Here is a 20,417-nt window from a genome sequence, read left to right on the forward strand (position 1 = left end):
CATGCAGACTTTAGAAACGATTATAGCGTTCATCATCATTTTTGGAGCTCTAGTATTTTTCCATGAGCTTGGGCACTTAGTGTTTGCTAAGCGAGCAGGAATTTTATGCCGTGAGTTCGCAATCGGTTTCGGGCCAAAAGTATTCACATATAAAAAGAAGGAAACCGTTTATACCATTCGATTGCTTCCTCTTGGCGGGTACGTCCGTATGGCTGGTGAAGATGCAGAGAATATAGAATTGAAGCCCGGCTATCGAGTGGGATTAATGTTTGATAATGAAGAGAATGTTACAAAAATCATTTTGAACAATAAAGATAAATATCCTGATATTCGTCTTGTGGAAGTTGAAGTGATCGACCTTGATCATAAACTGATCCTTACTGGTTATGAAGAGGGCGAGGAAGAAACATTAAAAACGTTTGCCATTCATAAAGAAGCGGTGATTGTTGAAAATGGTGTAGAGAACCAGATAGCTCCTTTTGACCGGCAATTTGCCTCAAAGTCGCTTGGGCACCGTTTTCTAACGATTGTGGCTGGACCGGCAATGAATTTCGTTTTGGCTTTTGTCATTTTTGTATTGATCGGCCTGTTTCAAGGAGTCGTGGTGGATGAAGCGAAACTTGGTGAATTGACACCGGACGGCTCGGCAGTAAATGCCGGTTTAAAATCGGGGGATGTCATTCAATCCATAGAAGGGACGGAAGTCTCCACTTGGGGAGATGTTCAGGAAAGCATTCAAAAGAACCCTGGGCAAGAGATCGAGTTCGTCGTTGATAGGGACGGGAAAACATTAGAAGTTCCGGTTGTTCCGCAAGAAGTGGAGAGGGAAGGGAAGAAAATCGGGATTATCGGTGTCTACCCTCCAGTTGAAAAAGCACCGATTAAAGCTATACAATATGGTTTTACAGAAACGTATTTTTGGACAAAACAAATCTTCATCATCCTTGGTGACCTCGTAACGGGTGGGTTTACGATCGACAGTTTATCTGGTCCTGTAGGAATATATAAATCAACTGAGGAAGTGGCGAAACAAGGTTTATTCACGTTAATGAAATGGGCAGGGCTGCTCAGCATTAACCTGGGAATCATGAACCTGCTTCCGCTACCGGCATTGGATGGAGGAAGACTGTTATTCTTTGTCGTCGAATTCTTGAGAGGGAAACCGATCGATCGTCAAAAAGAAGGAATGGTCCACTTCATCGGCTTTGCTTTGTTGATGTTATTGATGATTGTCGTTACCTGGAATGACATCCAGCGCTTCTTCCTGTAAGACATGTTTGGATAACGCAAAACAGGCCAGCAGAATTATCTGTTGGCCGTTTTCTTATCTGAAGGATTTCCTAGTTTTTTAACCGTTTTGGGGAAATTGTTTGTTTTCTAGGGAAATCGTAAGTATAATCGAGAATGAGTATATTAAATTAGCTTTTCTGAATAACGCGGAAAGTCTTTTTTGTATGAAATGACCGTATTAATGTTGCGGTATTAAAATTACCGTAGCTGCAAGTAATTTATAGGAAATATTGAAGAGGTGCAGATATGAAACAAAGTATGACGTTGATCCCTACATTGAGGGAAGTGCCTGCAGATGCTGAAATCAAAAGCCATCAGCTGCTATTACGTGCAGGATTTATGAGACAAAACTCCAGCGGTGTTTATAGTTTTATGCCGCTTGGAAAAAAGGTGCTTCAAAAGGTTGAGGCGATCGTTCGGGAAGAGCTGGAGAATGCTGGTGCAGTAGAATTGTTGATGCCGGCTTTACAACAAGCCGAATTCTGGCAGGAATCTGGACGCTGGTATACCTATGGTCCAGAGTTGATGCGTCTTAAGGATCGTAACAACCGTGAATTTGCGCTTGGTGCCACACATGAAGAAGTGATAACCAGCTTAGTTCGTGATGAGGTGAAGTCCTACAAGCGTCTTCCATTAACGGTTTACCAAATCCAAACCAAATTCCGTGATGAAAAAAGACCGCGTTTCGGATTGCTGCGTGGACGTGAGTTCATCATGAAGGATGCTTATTCTTTCCATGCTAATCAAGAAAGCCTGGATGCTGTTTATAAAAATTTATATGCGGCATATTCCAATATATTTAGCCGTTGTGGGTTGAACTTCCGTGCCGTCATTGCCGATTCTGGGGCGATGGGTGGTAAAGATACACATGAATTCATGGTCCTGTCTGACATAGGGGAGGATACCATCGCATATTCGGATACTTCCGATTATGCAGCTAATATTGAAATGGCACCTGTGAGTGTAAACTATGAAAAAAGCTCCGAAGAACAAATTGCACTTGAAAAAATTCATACACCTGGCCAAAAATCGATTGAAGAAGTTGCATCATTCTTGAATACCGATGCAGAGAAACTAATAAAATCGTTATTGTTTAAAGTGGATGAAAAGTATGTGCTTGTTTTGGTACGAGGAGATCATGAGGTCAATGATATTAAGCTGAAGAATTTCTATAACGCTTCAATCGTTGATTTGGTCGATCCAAATGAGACGAAGGAAGTCTTAGGATGTACAATTGGATCTCTCGGACCAATCAATGTCACTTCCGAGGTTGAAGTGATTGCGGATTTTGCCGTCGAAGCCATGGTTAATGGAGTTTGTGGTGCAAATGAGGAAGACCACCATTATGTGAACGTAAATCCCGCTCGTGATTTTAACGTGGCCAATTATATAGATCTACGTTTCATCCAAGAGGGTGACCCATCACCGGACGGAAACGGAAAAATTAAATTTGCCAAAGGGATTGAGGTAGGCCACGTATTCAAACTAGGAACTAAATATTCCGAAGCTATGAATGCGACATTCCTAGATGAAAATGGACGGTCGCAGCCAATGATCATGGGATGTTATGGTATTGGGGTTTCCCGTACACTTGCAGCTGTTGCTGAACAATTCAACGATGAAAAAGGATTGGTCTGGCCAGCGAATTTAGCGCCATACCAAGTCCATTTGATACCAATCAATATGAAGGATGAGTCTCAGGCTGCCCTGGGAGAAGATTTATATAATGAGTTAAAGGCACAAGGCATGGAAGTTCTAATGGATGATCGTCAAGAACGTGCGGGCGTGAAATTCGCAGACTCCGACTTGATCGGTCTTCCTGTCAGGGTGACTGTAGGTAAAAAGGCATCCGACGGAATCGTCGAAGTGAAAATCCGTAAAACGGGTGAGGTTCTTGAAATTGAAAGAGCTGAATTAACTCAAAAGCTTCACGAAATACTGGGGTAATTTAAAAATAGGGGTATTAGGCATCATTCAATTGGATGATGCCTTTCCTTTTCATGGATTTGGATACTAGTGAAACATTCATGATATGTTATAATAGCCTCTGATATCAAAACGAAAATGATAGTGAATAATATCTAAAGAGATAGAAGATAGGGGAGAGAGGGAATGGATCAAAATCCAAATAGCGGTAGAGAGAGATTTCAACTCTTGCTCCAGCAAATGGACTTGACTGAGGATGCCTTTGTGAATTATTTCATAGGTGCCGAAATTGATAAACTCTCGATCGAGAGGGAGTCCAAAACATGGCATTTTGCCTTTAATATACCTGCATTAATTCCTTGCAGTGTTCATACAAGACTTGCTACTCATCTAGCAAGTACGTTTTCCCATATTGCAAAGGTCACATTCAACTTGAATGTGGCCAATCCGCAGGTGACGGAACAATTGGTGATAGAGTATTGGAAAAACTGCATTGGCGAGCTTGAAGGCATGTCTCCAGCACTTTTATCACTTCTGAATGAACAAGTGCCAACGGTGAATGGATATAAGCTTATCGTAAGCGCCCGAAATGATACGGAGGCTGGTCAGTTAAAACGCAAATACTCCGGCATCATTTCGAATATCTACCAAACATTCGGTTTTCCTCCGTTGACACTTGAAGCGGAAGTGAAGGAAACGGTTTCGAATCCTGATTACCAGAAGTTTTTAGAAGAGAAACAAAAGGAAGACGCGGAAAAGGGACTTGCCGCCCTAGTGGAAATGCAGAAGAAAGAATCGGAAAAAGGCGGCGACGATGGCGTCTACGAAGGACCGGTTAAAATTGGCTATACGATTAAAGAAGATGCGGATTTCCGCAGAATCGAACAGATTATCGATGAAGAGCGCAGGATTGCCATCGAAGGCTTCGTATTTGATGCAGAAGTGCGTGAGTTACGCAGCGGACGAAGCCTGCTGACCTTTAAAGTCACCGATTATACGAGCTCGATATTGGTCAAAATGTTTTCGCGTGATAAAGAAGATGCCGCCATACTTGCCCGAGTGAAAAAAGGGATGTGGGTACGTGCCCAAGGCAGCATTCAAAATGATACATTCGTACGTGACCTTGTAATGATCGCAAATGATATAAATGAAATTTCTAAACAAGGACGGCAGGATAAGGCTCCAGAAGGGGAAAAGCGTGTCGAACTGCATATGCATACCCCAATGAGCTCGATGGATGCAGTGACACCTACTTCTGCGCTTGTTGCCCAGGCTGCAAAGTGGGGACATAAGGCTGTGGCCATTACAGATCATGCGGGAGCACAATCATTTCCTGAAGCTTATAGTGCCGGGAAAAAGAATGGTATCAAAATCCTTTATGGCGTAGAAGTGAATCTTGTAAATGATGGTGTACCAATTGTTTATAATGAGGCGCATATCGCTTTGGCAGATGCCACCTATGTTGTGTTTGACGTAGAGACGACAGGCCTGTCAGCTGTTTATGATACGATCATTGAATTTGCTGCAGTGAAAATTCGTGGCGGTGACATCATTGATCGATTCGAGTCATTTGCGAATCCGCATCACCCACTATCAAATACGACGATAGAATTGACTGGAATAACTGATGATCTTGTACAAAATGCTCCAGAAGTCTCGGAAGTACTGGAAAAGTTCAAGGACTGGGCAGGCGATGCAATCCTGGTTGCCCACAACGCAGCCTTCGATATGGGCTTTTTGAATATAGGTTATAAAAACTTGGGTTATCCTAAAGCTTCCAATCCAGTTCTTGATACATTGGAACTTGCCCGTTTCCTATATCCAGAGTTTAAAAATCACCGGTTAAATACATTATGTAAAAAGTTCGATATTGATTTGACCCAGCATCATAGGGCCATTTATGACGCCGAAGCTACTGGTTACCTTATGCTGAAGATGCTGAAGGATGCAATGGAAAAGGAGATTACCCATCATGATCAACTTAATGACAATATGGGTAAAGGAAATGCTTATCAGCGTTCCCGGCCGTCACATTGTACACTGATCGCGCAAACACAGGCTGGGTTAAAAAACCTATTCAAATTAATTTCAATATCACACATCGATTATTTCTATCGTGTGCCCCGGTTACCGCGCTCACAACTTAAAAAGTATCGTGAAGGAATCTTGGTGGGATCGGGTTGCGATAAAGGGGAAGTTTTTGAAGGGATGATGCAGAAGGGTTTTGAGGAAGTCGTCGATATCGCCGAATTCTACGATTATCTTGAAATTCATCCGAAGGAAGTGTATCAGCATTTGATTGAGCTTGAATATGTACGGGATGATAAATCATTAGAAACGATCATCTCCAATATCGTCAAGCTTGGTGAAAAATTGGATAAGCCAGTCGTAGCCACGGGAAATGTGCATTATTTGGAGCCGAATGATAAAATTTACCGCAAAATCCTTGTGAATTCACAAGGCGGCGCCAATCCGCTGAATCGTCATAAGCTGCCTGACGTACATTTTCGGACAACAGATGAAATGCTGCGGGAATTCTCCTTCCTCGGTTCCGAGAAAGCCAAAGAGGTCGTGGTGACCAACACGAATAAAATCGCTGATATGATTGAAGAAATCAAGCCAATCAAGGATGAGCTATACACACCTAAAATTGAAGGTGCAGATGAAGAAATGCGTGAAATGAGTTATGGCATGGCAAGGAAGATTTATGGAGAGAACCTGCCTGAAATCGTGGAAGCCCGTCTTGAAAAAGAATTGAAAAGCATCATTGGCCACGGTTTTGCCGTTATTTATTTAATTTCTCACAAACTTGTTAAAAAATCATTGAATGATGGTTATCTAGTTGGTTCAAGGGGATCGGTTGGATCATCTTTCGTTGCCACCATGACTGAAATTACAGAGGTAAATCCGCTTCCGCCGCATTATGTATGTCCGGAGTGCAAGAAATCCGAATTCTTCAATGACGGTTCTGTAGGTTCCGGGTTTGACCTGCCCGATAAAGACTGTCCCGATTGTGGCATTGCTTATACAAAAGACGGGCATGATATCCCGTTTGAAACTTTCCTTGGGTTTAAAGGGGATAAGGTTCCCGATATCGACTTGAACTTCTCCGGTGAATATCAGCCGAAGGCCCATAACTATACGAAGGTCTTATTCGGTGAAGAATATGTATATCGTGCAGGGACGATTGGTACGGTCGCCGAAAAAACGGCTTATGGATATGTAAAGGGGTATTCCTCCGATAATAACATCCATATGCGTGGAGCCGAGACTGATCGCCTTGTTGCCGGCTGTACTGGTGTGAAACGGACGACAGGACAGCATCCGGGCGGAATCATCGTTGTTCCGGATTATATGGATATCTATGATTTCACACCTATTCAGTTCCCTGCGGATGACAGGAATTCCGAGTGGAAAACTACTCACTTTGATTTCCATTCCATTCACGATAATATTTTGAAACTTGATATACTTGGACACGATGATCCGACTGTAATCCGGATGCTTCAAGATTTAAGCGGCATCGATCCAAAGACCGTTCCTACCGATGATCCGGAAGTAATGAAAATATTCAGCAGCACTGAATCTTTAGGAGTTACCGAGGAACAGATCATGTGTAAAACGGGTACGCTTGGCATCCCGGAATTTGGTACGCGTTTTGTCCGGCAAATGCTTGAAGATACGAAACCTACGACATTTTCCGAACTTGTTCAGATTTCGGGGCTTTCCCACGGTACGGATGTATGGCTGAGCAATGCACAGGAACTGATTCACAACCGGATATGTACACTAAGTGAGGTTATAGGCTGCCGGGATGATATTATGGTCTATTTGATTTATCAAGGTCTTGATCCTTCCCTGGCGTTTAAAATCATGGAATCTGTTCGTAAAGGGAAAGGGCTCTCTGAGGAATTCGAAGAGGAAATGAGGAAAAATGAGGTACCGGAATGGTATATCGATTCATGTAAGAAGATTAAATACATGTTCCCGAAAGCCCATGCTGCAGCTTACGTCTTGATGGCTGTCCGGATTGCCTATTTTAAAGTCCATCTGCCTTTATTGTATTATGCAGCCTATTTCACAGTGCGTGCCGATGATTTTGAAATCGACGCCATGACACGGGGATCGCAGGCCATCAAAGCAAAAATGGAAGAAATCATGGTAAAGGGATTGGATGCATCCACCAAGGAAAAGAATACATTGACGGTTCTCGAACTTGCTTTGGAAATGTGTGAACGCGGATATTCCTTCGCTAAAGTTGACTTGTACAAATCCAGTGCAGATCAATTCTTAATTGAAGGAAATACTTTGATACCGCCTTTCAATTCGATACCGGGTCTTGGGACGAATGCGGCGATCAATATTGTCAATGCACGGAAAAATGGTGAATTCCTCTCCAAAGAAGATCTTCAGCAACGTGGGAAGGTTTCGAAGACCATCCTTGAATACCTTGATAAACAAGGCTGTCTGGAATCATTGCCTGAACAAAATCAGTTATCATTATTTTAAAGGGGAAACTGATTTCAAAAAGGAAGAAACAGACATGATATTTGCATAAATATCTTGATTATGGTATATTTTTATTGGAAATACTAAGAGGAACCAATGGAAAGAGTGGGGAAACCCACTCTTTCGTGTTGTATTGACCATTTAATTTTGAATCCGAAACCAAGCGCATACAACGCACGTATGGAGGAAACAAATGAGTAAAAAGGTAACGGAAGTCGTAGAGGAATTAGCATTACCAGTTCTTGAAGAATTGCAGCTTGAATTAGTCGAAGTGGAGTATGTGAAGGAAGGTAAAAGCTGGTTCCTTCGAGTGTACATTGATAAAGAAACAGGCGTAGATATTGATGATTGCGGAAATGTGAGTGAAAAACTCAGTGAAAAGCTTGATGAGGTTGATCCGATTCCACAAAATTATTTTCTCGAAGTTTCATCACCCGGAGCTGAAAGGCCTCTGAAAAAAGAGAAGGATTTCCTTAATGCTATCGGTAAAAATGTTTACATAAAAACATACGAGCCCATTTTAGATGAAAAAGAATTCGAAGGAATCTTAACCAGTTTCGATGGTGAAGAAGTGACACTCGAAGTCAGAATCAAGACAAGAAAGAAAACGATCGTCATACCATTCGAAAAGGTAGCGAAAGCAAGATTGGCGATTACCTTCGCTTAAGTCAAGCAAATCATTAATTTAAATATCCGTAAGGGGGATCACCATGGGCAATGAGTTATTGGATGCTCTCTATATTTTAGAAAACGAAAAAGGAATTTCCAGGGAGGTTTTGATCGACGCGATTGAATCTGCCCTTATATCGGCATATCGCCGTAACTTTAACCAAGCACAAAATGTTCGTATCGACTTGAATCTTGGTAAAGGGACTATGCGTGTATTTGCCAGAAAAGACGTTGTTGACGAAGTGTTCGATTCACGTCTGGAAATTTCTGTTGAAGAAGCAAGAGCAATTGATCCCAACTATCAGTTAGAGGATATTGTCGAAATGGAAGTAACACCTAAGGATTTCGGCCGTATTGCTGCACAAACAGCAAAACAAGTCGTCACTCAAAGGGTGCGTGAAGCGGAACGGGGCATCATTTATGCCGAATTCATCGATCGTGAAGAGGATATCATGACTGGTATCGTTCAACGCCAGGATTCCCGATTCATTTATGTGAGCCTAGGTAAAATCGAAGCTTTGCTCCCGGTGAATGAGCAAATGCCGAATGAACAGTATAAGCCACATGATCGCATTAAAGTTTTCATCACTAAAGTTGAAAAGACTTCCAAGGGCCCGCAAATTTTTGTATCCCGTTCACATCCTGGCCTTTTAAAACGTTTATTCGAAATCGAAGTGCCTGAAATTTTTGATGGAACAGTAGAAATTAAGTCAGTTGCCCGCGAAGCAGGCGACCGTTCAAAAATCTCCGTGCATTCCGATAACGAAGAAGTAGATCCAGTCGGTTCTTGTGTAGGCCAAAAAGGACAGCGTGTCCAGGCCATCGTCAATGAATTGAAAGGTGAAAAAATCGATATCGTTAAATGGTCGGAGAATCCGGTCATTTTCGTTGCGAATGCTTTAAGCCCTTCAAAAGTACTTGAAGTTATTGTTAAAGAAGAGGAAAAGGCGACGACTGTAATCGTTCCGGATTATCAACTTTCCCTGGCAATTGGTAAGCGTGGACAGAATGCCCGTTTAGCTGCCAAGCTTACAGGCTGGAAAATTGATATCAAGAGTGAAACGGAAGCCCGCGAAGCAGGTATTTATCCTGTGGAAGAACAGGAATTCCTTTTGAGCAGAGATAGTTATGTTACTGAAGAGGAAACAGATTTCGAAGAGGATAACGAGTAATTCGAGGTGAAAAAAGATGAATAGCCGAAAAAAAATCCCGATGCGTAAATGTGTGGCTACAGGCGAAATGAAGCCGAAGAAAGAACTCATTCGCATCGTTCGATCTAAAGAAGGGGAAGTCAGCCTTGATCCTACCGGAAAGAAATCTGGAAGGGGAGCTTATTTGACTCTTGATCGGGATGTTATCGAGCTGGCCAAAAAGAAAAATGTGCTGGCTAATCACCTTAGTACCCAAATCGATTCTTCCCTTTATGAACAATTGCTTGAATTAGTGAATAAGGAGAAAAACTAACACCATGACCCAACAACAACAATGGATGTCTCTATTAGGTTTGGCCAATCGAGCACGCAAGCTAATTTCGGGTGAAGAATTAGTGGTTAAAGAGATTAGAAGCGGTAATGCCAAAGTTGTTATTTTATCCGCGGACGCTTCAAAAAACACTGAAAAAAAAATATCTGATAAGTGCGCATTTTATCAGGTTCCTTTAAAAAGAGTCGAAAGCAGGTCATTGCTCGGCCATGCGATAGGCAAGGATGCTAGAGTTGCCGTCGCAGTTCTGGATGAAGGTTTTGCACAAAAACTCCGAACGCTGCTCGATTAAATTTTACGGGGGTGAACGTATGACAAAATTGCGTGTATATGAATATGCAAAACAAAAGAACGTTTCAAGCAAGGATGTAATAAATAAACTTAAAGAAATGAATATAGAGGTAACAAACCATATGACAGCATTAGACGATTCAACTGTAAATAAATTAAACGATTCAATCAAACCTAAAAACGAAGATAAAAGCCAAGAACCAAAAGCTAACGCTACGGTTGCGAAGTACGAAGCTGAGGCGGATGAAAAGAGCACAGTCAATAAAGAAAAACTGAAGAAGAAACCACCAGTTAAACCTGTAGGGACGAAAAAACCAACAGGTCAGTTCAACAAAGGTCGCAATAACAAGAATAAAAATAATAAACAAAGACAACAAGCGCCTCAGGCACCTGTAACAAAACGTAAAGAAAGGGAACTTCCGGAGAAAATTACGTTTTATGAGTCTTTGACGGTTATGGAACTTGGAAAAAAACTTCACCGTGAACCTTCTGAAATCATTAAAAAACTCTTTATGCTTGGTGTTATGGCAACAATCAACCAGACTTTGGATAAAGATGCAATTGAATTGATTTGTGCGGAATACGGTGTAGTGGCCGAAGAAGAGATTCGTATCGACCTAACAGACCTGGAATCACTTGTAACTGAGGACGCTTCTGAAGATTTGATTGAACGTCCGGCTGTCGTGACGATCATGGGTCACGTCGACCATGGTAAAACGACATTGCTTGATTCTATACGCCATACAAAAGTGACTGAAGGCGAAGCAGGCGGAATCACTCAGCATATCGGTGCTTATCAAGTTAAAGTTAACGATAAGAAAATAACATTCCTGGATACACCAGGCCATGCTGCGTTTACAACAATGCGTGCCCGCGGTGCACAAGTTACCGATATCACCATCCTTGTCGTCGCTGCGGATGATGGCGTTATGCCTCAAACGATTGAAGCGATCAACCATGCTAAAGCGGCAGAAGTTCCAATCATCGTCGCTGTCAATAAGATGGATAAAGAAGCTGCCAATCCGGACCGTGTCATGCAAGAATTGACAGAGCACGGTTTAGTTTCTGAAGCATGGGGAGGAGATACGATCTTCGTACCAATTTCAGCTAAAAACGGTGAAGGCATCGACAGCTTGCTTGAAATGATTCTTCTTGTCAGTGAAGTGGAAGAGTATAAAGCTAATCCATCTCGTAAAGCAAATGGAACTGTCATCGAAGCACGTCTGGATAAAGGGCGCGGATCGGTTGCCACTTTGCTAGTTCAAAACGGAACGTTGAAAATCGGCGATCCGATTGTTATCGGTAATACATTCGGACGTGTCCGTGCTATGGTTAACGATCTTGGACGCCGTGTTAAGGATGCAGGTCCATCAACACCGGTTGAAATCACAGGATTGAACGAAGTGCCACAGGCCGGCGATCGTTTCATCGTCTTTGAAGATGAGAAAACAGCCCGTCAAGTTGGGGAAGTGCGTGCACAAAGGCAACTTGCTTCACAACGTAATGAAAAATCCCGTGTAACCCTGGATACATTGTTCGAACAAATGAAAGAAGGGGAAATTAAAGAATTGAACATCATTTTAAAGGCTGATGTTCAAGGTTCTGCGGAAGCAGTAGCCGCTTCCCTGAATAAAATAGAAGTGGAAGGCGCTAAAGTAAAAATCATACACACTGGCGTCGGTGCTATCACAGAGTCTGACATCATCCTTGCTACAGCTTCGAATGCAATCGTCATCGGATTCAACGTCCGTCCTGACGTGAATGCGAAGCGTGCAGCTGAATCAGAAAATGTTGATGTCCGCCTTCACCGCATCATCTATAAAGCGATCGAAGAGATCGAGTCAGCTATGAAAGGGATGCTTGACCCTGAATTCGAAGAAAAAATTATCGGTCAGGCTGAAGTACGTACGACTTTCAAAGTATCCAAGGTGGGTACGATTGCCGGTTCTTACGTTACAGAAGGAAAAATCACTCGTGACAGCGGAATTCGCTTAATTCGTCAAGGTGTCGTCATTTTCGAAGGTGAAATTGATGCATTGAAACGCTTTAAAGATGATGTAAAAGAAGTGGCAACGAACTATGAGTGCGGTATTACGATTAAAAATTACAACGACCTTAAAGAAGGCGATGTAATTGAAGCGTATGTTATGGAAGAGATTGAACGTAAATGATCGTTGGCTCTGTCCAATGTGAATGCATCATCCATGACACCCATTCTTTGAAAGAAAAACGGGCCGTGCTTCAGCGTGTCATGACACGGCTTAAGCAGAAGTTCAATATTTCTGTAGCAGAAACCGATTTTCAGGATTTATGGCAGCGGACAACGATTACTATCGTTACCGTAACATCCTCACGGAAGGCTACTGAACGGGAACTTCAAAATGCCCTTAAATTTCTAGATTCTTTTCCGGAACTAGAGCGAACAATAACAGATATAGACTGGCTTTAGGCTATCGAGGTGATATTATGAGCCTTCGTTCAAATCGTGTTGGCGAACAAATGAAAAAAGAGCTGAGTGAAATTATCGGCCGAAAAATTAAAGATCCAAGAATCGGATTTGTTACTGTGACGGATGTCGCGGTTACAGGCGATTTACAACAGGCAACAGTTTATATTTCCGTTTTGGGTGACCAGGAACAAAGGGAGAAAACCCTGCAAGGTCTAGCTAAGGCGAAAGGATTCATGCGTTCAGAAATTGGGCAGCGGATCCGCCTTCGCAAAACCCCTGAGCTGTTTTTTGAATTTGATGAATCGGTCGATTATGGTAATCGTATCGAGTCGTTGATTTCCCAAATCAATAAACCGGCTGAAAAAGACGAGGAATAAGCAAGCAGTAAAAGGAGGCCGACTCAATAAGTGCTTTGCACTTCTTGAAGTCGGTCTCTTTTTTTTGAAAAATGGATATGTAAAAAAGCGAAAAACACCTATCGAAATTGGAATTCATTTTGCTTTATGATAGTAATTTAGGGTGTTTTATAAATGATGAGGTGAAAGCGTGAACGGTATTCTTCCATTATGGAAACCCAAGGGATTGACATCCCATGATTGTGTTTTTAAATTAAGAAAGATCCTAAAGACTAAAAAAGTTGGGCACACAGGTACTTTAGATCCTGATGTAACAGGGGTTTTACCTATTTGTATTGGCAGGGCAACCAAAATAGCCGAATATTTGACAGAAGCCGGTAAAGCGTATGAAGGGGAAGTGACCCTTGGTTTTTCCACGACAACTGAAGACGCAAGCGGTGAAAAAGTGGAAGAGAAAAAGGTTGATCAAGTGATTCAGCGTAAACGGATTCTGGAAGTGCTGGAATCACTGACTGGAAAGATTGAACAGACGCCGCCAATGTATTCAGCAGTAAAGGTAAACGGGAAGAAGTTATATGAATATGCCCGTGCAGGGGTGGAAGTGGAGAGGCCGACAAGGGAGGTCACCATTTATGATATTAGTCTTCTCGATGATCGTTCTGAATTTAAAGGGGAAACCATCTCTTTTCGGTTTCGCGTCAAATGCAGCAAAGGAACGTATATTCGGACGCTTGCAGTCATGATGGGGGAAGAATTGGGTTTTCCTGCCCATATGTCAGACTTGACACGTATTGAATCAGCAGGTTTTAAGCAGGAGGATTGTTTCACATTTGCTGAAGTGGAAGACTTCATGGAAAGTGGACAAACGGATAAATTTCTGCTGCCTTTGGAACGGGGATTATTTCATTTGCCCAAATTTCAGATTAGTGATAAAGTAGCAAAGAAAGTACTTAACGGTGCGGTATTGGAACAAACAAAGGATGTTGTTGTTGATAAAGGGATGCCTTTTGTTATGGTCGACCCAGCAGATAAGGCCATTGCCATTTATCAAATACATCCGACAAAAGAGGGATTAATTAAACCTGTAAAAGTATTGGCACAAGAATTATAGACCGTTTTACCGTCGGAAAGAGGAGATTGAAAGGTGAAAGTGATCGCAATAGAGCATCCTCATCAATTTAATTCGGATGATTTTCCCGAGCTTGTAATGGCGCTTGGATTTTTTGATGGTATACATAAAGGTCATCAGATTGTTATTCAGACCGCCAAGCAAAAAGCCGATGAAATGAATCTTAAGTCAGCAGTAATGACATTTGACCCGCATCCTTCTGCAGTACTGGGTAGGAAAACGGAAAATATCCGCTATATCACTCCACTTGAAGATAAGGTGGATATCATAGAGTCGATGGAGATAGATTATTTATTCATTGTCCATTTCAGCAAGGAATTTGCTTCGGTTCTGCCGCAGCGGTTCGTGGACGAATACATTGCCGGGCTGAATGTCCGTCACGTAGTTGCAGGCTTTGATTATTCCTACGGTCGCTATGGTCAAGGATCGATGGAAGATTTGCCTGTTTATGCACAGGGCAGATTTTCACAGACAGTCGTCGCAAAACAGACAATTGAAGATGAAAAGGTTAGCTCGACGAGAATCAGGGAAACTCTCGGTAACGGCAGCTTTACCGACTTTTATCATTTGGCTGGCCGCCGCTATTTAACGAAAGGTCATGTCGTTCACGGTGAAAAGCGGGGCAGGAAATTGGGTTTCCCCACCGCTAATATTGATGTGGGTGATGATTATATTTTTCCTGCTGCCGGCGTATATGCCGTCAGGATCAAAATAAGCGGTAAATGGTATAAAGGGGTGTGCAATGTCGGTTACAAACCTACATTCCACGAAGAAAAACCTAAATATCCGACTGTAGAGGTTCATGCCTTGGAGTTCTCGGGAGATATTTATGGCAATCAAGTCTCGGTTGAGTGGCATATAAGACTTCGGAGTGAGCAGAAATTTTCCGGGCTTGAAGCATTGGTCGCTCAGATCGAAACGGATAAGCAAAATGCCATAGCCTATTTTGCAAAGCTTGAAGGATAAAAGACAAGACTTGCAATTTTAATGAAAAACATGTATTCTATTGTATGTATGAAAATAACCATTGCTTGGCTAGTCGAGACTCCGACGCTGGCTCGGTAATAGGTGATTTTACAGAATTTTAGGAGGAATAATAACATGGCAATTACACAAGTACGCAAAAACGAACTTATCGCTGAGTTCAGAACTCACGATACTGACACTGGGTCTCCAGAAGTTCAAATCGCAGTATTAACAGAAGAAATCAACAACTTGAACGGTCACTTACGCACACACAAAAAAGACCACCATTCACGTCGCGGTCTTCTAAAAATGGTAGGTAAACGTCGTAATCTTTTAACTTACCTACGTAACAAAGACGTTACTCGTTACCGTACACTAATTAACAAATTAGGTCTACGTAGATAATTTTTTCAGGAAGGCGGGAAATTTCCCGCTTTTTTGATGTTAATCAAATGATTTGGACGTATTCTACTTAAGGCTGGGCCTTCGTCCTTGGGACTCGGCAGGAGCCGGGTCCTTTTCCATTTATAAATGATCGGGATATACATAATCAAATGAATGAAATTTTTATTCATTTTACTGTTAATGCTTGTTTTTTTCGTGCATAATAGGAATAGTTTGGTTTTAACTCGAGTTCAGTTACTTTTCACATATAAATGATTTATCCAATACAGGTTTAGGTAAACTAAGCCTCTAAGTGAAGATTCAGAGAGGGGTTTAATAAATGGGACAGGAAAAACATACGTATTCATTTGACTGGGCCGGCCGTAATGTAACGGTAGAGATAGGGCAATTGGCCAAACAAGCGAACGGGGCAGTTTTAGTCCGTTATGGAGAAACTGCTGTATTAAGTACAGCGACGGCTTCAAAGGAACCTAGAAATGTCGACTTTTTCCCTTTAACAGTCAACTACGAAGAAAGACTATATGCAGTCGGTAAAATTCCGGGAGGCTTCATTAAACGTGAAGGACGACCGAGTGAAAGGGCAATTCTTGCAAGCCGCTTGATTGACCGTCCAATCCGTCCGCTTTTCGCCGATGGCTTCAGGAATGATGTTCAGATCATCAGCATGGTCATGAGTGTCGATCAGGATTGTTCTACGGAAATGGCAGCTATGCTAGGTTCTTCACTTGCACTTTCAGTTTCCGATATTCCGTTTGAAGGTCCAATTGCCGGAGTTGTAGTGGGGAGGATCAATAATGAATTCATTATTAACCCTACTGTCGACCAACTAGCTAAAAGTGACATCAATCTGACGGTTGCCGGCACTAAAGATGCTATCAACATGGTTGAAGCCGGAGCAAATGAAGTACCAGAGGAAACGATGCTTGAAGCAATCATGTTTGGACATGATGAAATCAAGAAGATCATTGCATTCCAAGAGAAAATCGTTGCTGAAATCGGCAAGGTAAAAATGCAGGTCACTTTATATCAAGTGGATGCAGAACTGGAAGCAGAAGTGAAAGGCCTATGTGAAGCAGACTTGAACAAAGCTGTACAAGTTCAGGAAAAGCATGCTCGTGAAGACGCGATCAAAGATGTAAAAGATCGTGTATTGGGTCATTATGAGGAAGAAACTGATGAAGAAAAATTAAAGCAAATCAAAGAAATCCTGAATAAATTGGTCAAATCCGAAGTCCGCCGTTTAATCACGGAAGAAAAAGTGCGTCCGGATGGCCGTAATCCTGACGAAATCAGACCATTATCATCAGAAGTTACGATTCTGCCTCGTACACATGGTTCCGGATTGTTCACACGCGGACAAACCCAAGCTCTATCCATCTGTACATTAGGTGCGCTTGGTGATGTGCAGATTCTGGACGGACTTGGAACCGAAGAGTCAAAACGTTTTATGCACCACTATAACTTCCCGCATTTCAGTGTCGGTGAAACTGGCCCTATCCGTGGGGCAGGACGCCGTGAAATCGGTCATGGTGCACTTGGTGAAAGGGCATTGGAGCCTGTTATTCCAAACGATAAAGACTTCCCTTATACAATCAGACTTGTTTCTGAAGTGCTTGAATCAAACGGTTCAACATCACAAGCAAGTATTTGTGCAAGCACGTTGGCAATGATGGATGCAGGCGTTCCATTGAAGGCTCCAGTTGCCGGTATTGCCATGGGTCTTGTCAAATCAGGTGAGCACTATACAATCTTAACGGATATTCAAGGCATGGAAGACCATCTGGGAGACATGGACTTTAAAGTCGCAGGTACTTCAAAAGGTGTTACTGCCCTGCAAATGGATATTAAGATTGAGGGTCTTTCAAGAGAGATCCTTGAAGAAGCTTTACTTCAAGCCAAACATGGCCGGATGCATATTTTGGAATCAATGATGTCAACAATCAATCAACCGCGTGAGCAGTTATCCAAATATGCTCCAAAAATCGTTACGATGTCCATAAATCCGGATAAGATCCGTGATGTGATTGGACCGAGCGGAAAACATATCAACAAAATCATTGAAGAAACTGGCGTGAAAATCGACATCGAACAAGATGGAACGGTATTCATATCTTCTACTGATGAACCAATGATTCAAAAAGCTAAGAAAATCATTGAGGATATCGTACGTGAAGTCGTAGTGGGCGAACTATACTTAGGTAAAGTTAAACGTATCGAAAAGTTCGGTGCCTTCGTTGAAATCTTCAACGGTAAAGACGGTTTGGTACATATTTCTGAACTGGCTGAAGAAAGAGTCGGAAAAGTGGAAGATGTCGTTTCACTTGGTGATGAATTATTGGTCAAAGTTACTGAGATCGATAAGCAAGGAAGGGTAAACCTTTCCCGTAAAGCGGTCTTGAAAGAGCAAAAAGAGGCAGCCAACCCGTCTCAATCGTAATGAAAAATGAAATCCGGCATGCGGTTCCTTGTGAATCTGCATGCTTTTTTTGTTTAATGTATGGGAATATCCATAGTGTGAATGGCGTTAAAAGGATGTCAAGTTCTACCTTGTCCGTTTTCTTCATACATTTTGGTATGAAGGGGGCGTAAAAAATGAATAATAAATGGAAGCAGATAGTTGCGATAAGTGCCATTGCAGGTATATCATGGTTATTAGTGCAAAATCCATATACACAAATTTATTTGACCCAATTAACCGATGATTCAGTTGCTTCAATGAAGCAAGAAGACGAGCTTCTTTTACAAATAAAAGAATCAACAAAAAAATATGAGATTGCACCACAGGATGCACGAATAGATTCTGTCTGGAAAACCGTTCCTGCATATAACGGCCTGAAGGTAAATATTGATGATTCGTATAAAGCCATGAAGAAGGAGGGCGTGTTCGATAAGGATAAGCTGGTGTTTCAGCAGGTTCCTGCGAAGATACATATGGAGGATCTGGATCCGGCTCCGATCTACCGGGCCCATCCCGAAAAGCCAGTCGTTTCATTTTTGATCAATGTAGCCTGGGGGAATGAATACTTACAAGATATGTTGGCCGTGTTAAAAAAGCATAATGTCAAGGCCACTTTTTTCCTGGAAGGCAATTGGACCAAGAAAAACCCAGATTTAGCCAAAATGATCAAGGGTGGCGGACATGAAATTGGAAATCATTCTTATTCACATCCCGATATGAAAAACATCTCCGCACAAGCTACACGTGAGGAAATTCGAAAAACGAACGAAGTCATTGAAGCGGTGACGGGTTTGAAAATGAAATGGTTCGCACCACCAAGTGGAAGCTACCGGGACGAAACGGTGAAAATCGCGGATTCTTTCGGTATGGAGACCGTCATGTGGAGTGTGGATACGATCGACTGGCAAAAGCCAAGCCCTGAAGTCCTTCAACAAAGAGTGCTTTCTAAGGTACACCCCGGAGCATTTATATTGATGCATCCGACGGAATCTACTGCAAAATCATTGGAAACGTTAATAATTGAAATGAAAAAGAAAAACTTAGATGTTGTTACCGTTTCGGAAGCAGTAGATGAAGAGCGATCGAATCCATAAAGTATTGGTTACGATAGCAGCATAGAATGATTGGGAGGAATGTTAGTTGATTAAGAAATACACGTGTCAAAATGGAGTTAGAATTGTATTGGAAAATATTCCAACTGTACGCTCTGCAGCAATTGGAGTATGGATCAAAACAGGTTCAAGAAATGAAACACCGGAATTGAATGGGGTATCACATTTCTTGGAGCATATGTTCTTCAAAGGGACAGCTACGAGAAATGCGCGTGAAATTGCCGAGTCATTCGATAGTATTGGCGGACAGGTGAATGCATTCACTTCAAAAGAGTATACATGCTATTATGCTAAAGTAATGGATAACCATGCAAGCTATGCGCTTGAAATCCTTGCTGATATGTTCTTCAACTCAACATTTGATGGTGAAGAATTGAAAAAAGAAAAAAATGTCGTCTACGAAGAAATCAAAATGTACGAAGACACACCAGATGACATTGTCCATGACCTCTTAAGCAAGGCGGTATATGAAAATCATCCCCTTGGCTATCCGATACTTGGCACGGAAAATACGCTTGAAACGTTCAATAGTGATACATTAAAAAAATACGTCCATGACATGTATACACCAGATAAAGTAGTTGTATCCATTGCTGGGAATGTAGATGAAAAAATGATTAAGGAAGTCGAAAGCTACTTTGGCTCGTATCAAGGAGGGGAAGATCGTCTTGAATTGGTCAAGCCTACCTTCCATGAAAATAGGATCACCCGTAAAAAAGATACGGAACAAGCCCATTTATGCCTTGGCTACAAAGGGTTGGAAATTGGCAATGATAAAACATACAGCCTGATTACTTTGAATAATATTCTTGGAGGAAGCATGAGCAGCCGCTTATTCCAGGACGTCAGGGAGCAACGAGGCCTTGCCTATTCCGTATATTCCTATCATTCCAGCTATCAAGATAGCGGTATGGTGACGGTATATGGGGGGACAGGCACAAATCAGCTTGACAGCCTGTATGAAACCATTCAGGAAACACTGGATACTCTAAAAAGGGATGGCATTACGGAAAAGGAATTACGGAATAGTAAAGAGCAACTTAAAGGCAGCTTGATGCTTAGCCTTGAAAGCACGAATAGCCGCATGAGCCGGAACGGAAAAAATGAGCTGATGTTAGGTGAGCACCGTTCCCTTGATGATATCATCATCAAGATTGACGAGGTGACGGAGGATACCGTCAATGAATTGGCAAACCAGATCTTTACGGAACATTCATTGTCATTAGTGAGCCCGTTGGAAAACTGGGATAAATAATGACGGACAAGTCTGCACCTTCCTTTAATTAATGGGGGGGCAGGCTTTTTTTCTTTGAATGCGGGAGGGTCCAATGTTATGGACAATATTTGGATAAATGCCTTCTAAGTTTACCTTTTT

At 42.1% G+C, this 20,417-nt stretch carries 16 protein-coding genes; all 16 read left to right on the forward strand.

The genetic code is table 11. The annotated features are described in order from the left end of the window. Window position 1: 1 nt before the first annotated feature. The 16 genes from rseP to ACQKMF_RS16890 all read left to right on the forward strand — a co-directional run bounded on the left by rseP (window position 2) and on the right by ACQKMF_RS16890 (window position 20,297). Window positions 2-1,270, forward strand: coding sequence for an RIP metalloprotease RseP (gene rseP / locus ACQKMF_RS16815; RefSeq protein ID WP_101224674.1), 1,269 nt, complete (start codon window positions 2-4; stop codon window positions 1,268-1,270). 266 nt (window positions 1,271-1,536) lie between these two features. Next, window positions 1,537-3,237, forward strand: a complete 1,701-nt coding sequence (locus ACQKMF_RS16820; protein WP_101224675.1) for a proline--tRNA ligase — start codon at window positions 1,537-1,539, stop codon at window positions 3,235-3,237. Between the two features lie 165 nt (window positions 3,238-3,402). Next, window positions 3,403-7,725 carry a PolC-type DNA polymerase III gene (locus tag ACQKMF_RS16825; RefSeq protein WP_427574124.1) on the forward strand — a complete coding sequence of 1,441 codons (4,323 nt, stop codon included), beginning with the start codon at window positions 3,403-3,405 and terminating at the stop codon, window positions 7,723-7,725. 193 nt (window positions 7,726-7,918) lie between these two features. Next, on the forward strand, window positions 7,919-8,392 hold the full coding sequence (gene rimP, locus ACQKMF_RS16830; protein ID WP_101224677.1) for a ribosome maturation factor RimP: 474 nt from the start codon (window positions 7,919-7,921) through the stop codon (window positions 8,390-8,392). Window positions 8,393-8,435: 43 nt separating this feature from the next. Continuing rightward, on the forward strand, window positions 8,436-9,566 hold the full coding sequence (gene nusA / locus ACQKMF_RS16835; protein WP_076366463.1) for a transcription termination factor NusA: 1,131 nt from the start codon (window positions 8,436-8,438) through the stop codon (window positions 9,564-9,566). A 16-nt stretch (window positions 9,567-9,582) separates the two neighbouring features. Next, window positions 9,583-9,858: an RNase P modulator RnpM gene (gene rnpM / locus ACQKMF_RS16840; RefSeq protein ID WP_061462443.1), complete on the forward strand. Its 276-nt coding sequence runs from the start codon at window positions 9,583-9,585 to the stop codon at window positions 9,856-9,858. A gap of 4 nt (window positions 9,859-9,862) precedes the next feature. Then, window positions 9,863-10,168, forward strand: coding sequence for a YlxQ family RNA-binding protein (locus tag ACQKMF_RS16845; RefSeq protein WP_034313614.1), 306 nt, complete (start codon window positions 9,863-9,865; stop codon window positions 10,166-10,168). A 19-nt stretch (window positions 10,169-10,187) separates the two neighbouring features. Further along, on the forward strand, window positions 10,188-12,338 hold the full coding sequence (infB, locus tag ACQKMF_RS16850) for a translation initiation factor IF-2 (protein ID WP_101224678.1): 2,151 nt from the start codon (window positions 10,188-10,190) through the stop codon (window positions 12,336-12,338). Next, on the forward strand, window positions 12,335-12,616 hold the full coding sequence (locus tag ACQKMF_RS16855) for a DUF503 domain-containing protein (protein ID WP_101224679.1): 282 nt from the start codon (window positions 12,335-12,337) through the stop codon (window positions 12,614-12,616). The genes infB and ACQKMF_RS16855 overlap by 4 nt, the downstream gene beginning before the upstream one ends. 17 nt (window positions 12,617-12,633) lie before the next feature. Then, complete coding sequence (gene rbfA / locus ACQKMF_RS16860) at window positions 12,634-12,993, forward strand: 30S ribosome-binding factor RbfA (RefSeq protein WP_101224680.1); 360 nt, start codon at window positions 12,634-12,636, stop codon at window positions 12,991-12,993. A 169-nt stretch (window positions 12,994-13,162) separates the two neighbouring features. Next, on the forward strand, window positions 13,163-14,083 hold the full coding sequence (gene truB, locus ACQKMF_RS16865) for a tRNA pseudouridine(55) synthase TruB (protein ID WP_101224681.1): 921 nt from the start codon (window positions 13,163-13,165) through the stop codon (window positions 14,081-14,083). Between the two features lie 33 nt (window positions 14,084-14,116). After that, complete coding sequence (gene ribF / locus ACQKMF_RS16870; RefSeq protein WP_101224682.1) at window positions 14,117-15,067, forward strand: bifunctional riboflavin kinase/FAD synthetase; 951 nt, start codon at window positions 14,117-14,119, stop codon at window positions 15,065-15,067. Window positions 15,068-15,202: 135 nt separating this feature from the next. Next, complete coding sequence (gene rpsO / locus ACQKMF_RS16875; RefSeq protein WP_053345367.1) at window positions 15,203-15,472, forward strand: 30S ribosomal protein S15; 270 nt, start codon at window positions 15,203-15,205, stop codon at window positions 15,470-15,472. A gap of 319 nt (window positions 15,473-15,791) precedes the next feature. Next, window positions 15,792-17,909 (forward strand): polyribonucleotide nucleotidyltransferase, encoded by a 2,118-nt coding sequence (pnp, locus tag ACQKMF_RS16880; RefSeq protein ID WP_402941857.1) that lies wholly within the window; start codon window positions 15,792-15,794, stop codon window positions 17,907-17,909. A 155-nt stretch (window positions 17,910-18,064) separates the two neighbouring features. Continuing rightward, entirely contained in the window at window positions 18,065-19,024 is a 960-nt protein-coding gene (locus tag ACQKMF_RS16885; protein ID WP_260357104.1) for a polysaccharide deacetylase family protein, read from the forward strand. Window positions 19,025-19,070: 46 nt separating this feature from the next. Further along, on the forward strand, window positions 19,071-20,297 hold the full coding sequence (locus ACQKMF_RS16890; RefSeq protein ID WP_230177475.1) for a M16 family metallopeptidase: 1,227 nt from the start codon (window positions 19,071-19,073) through the stop codon (window positions 20,295-20,297). Window positions 20,298-20,417 lie beyond the last annotated feature (120 nt).

Origin of the sequence: Peribacillus sp. NPDC101480 (genome assembly GCF_050277335.1) — a bacterium.
Classification (GTDB): Bacteria; Bacillota; Bacilli; order Bacillales; family DSM-1321; genus Peribacillus.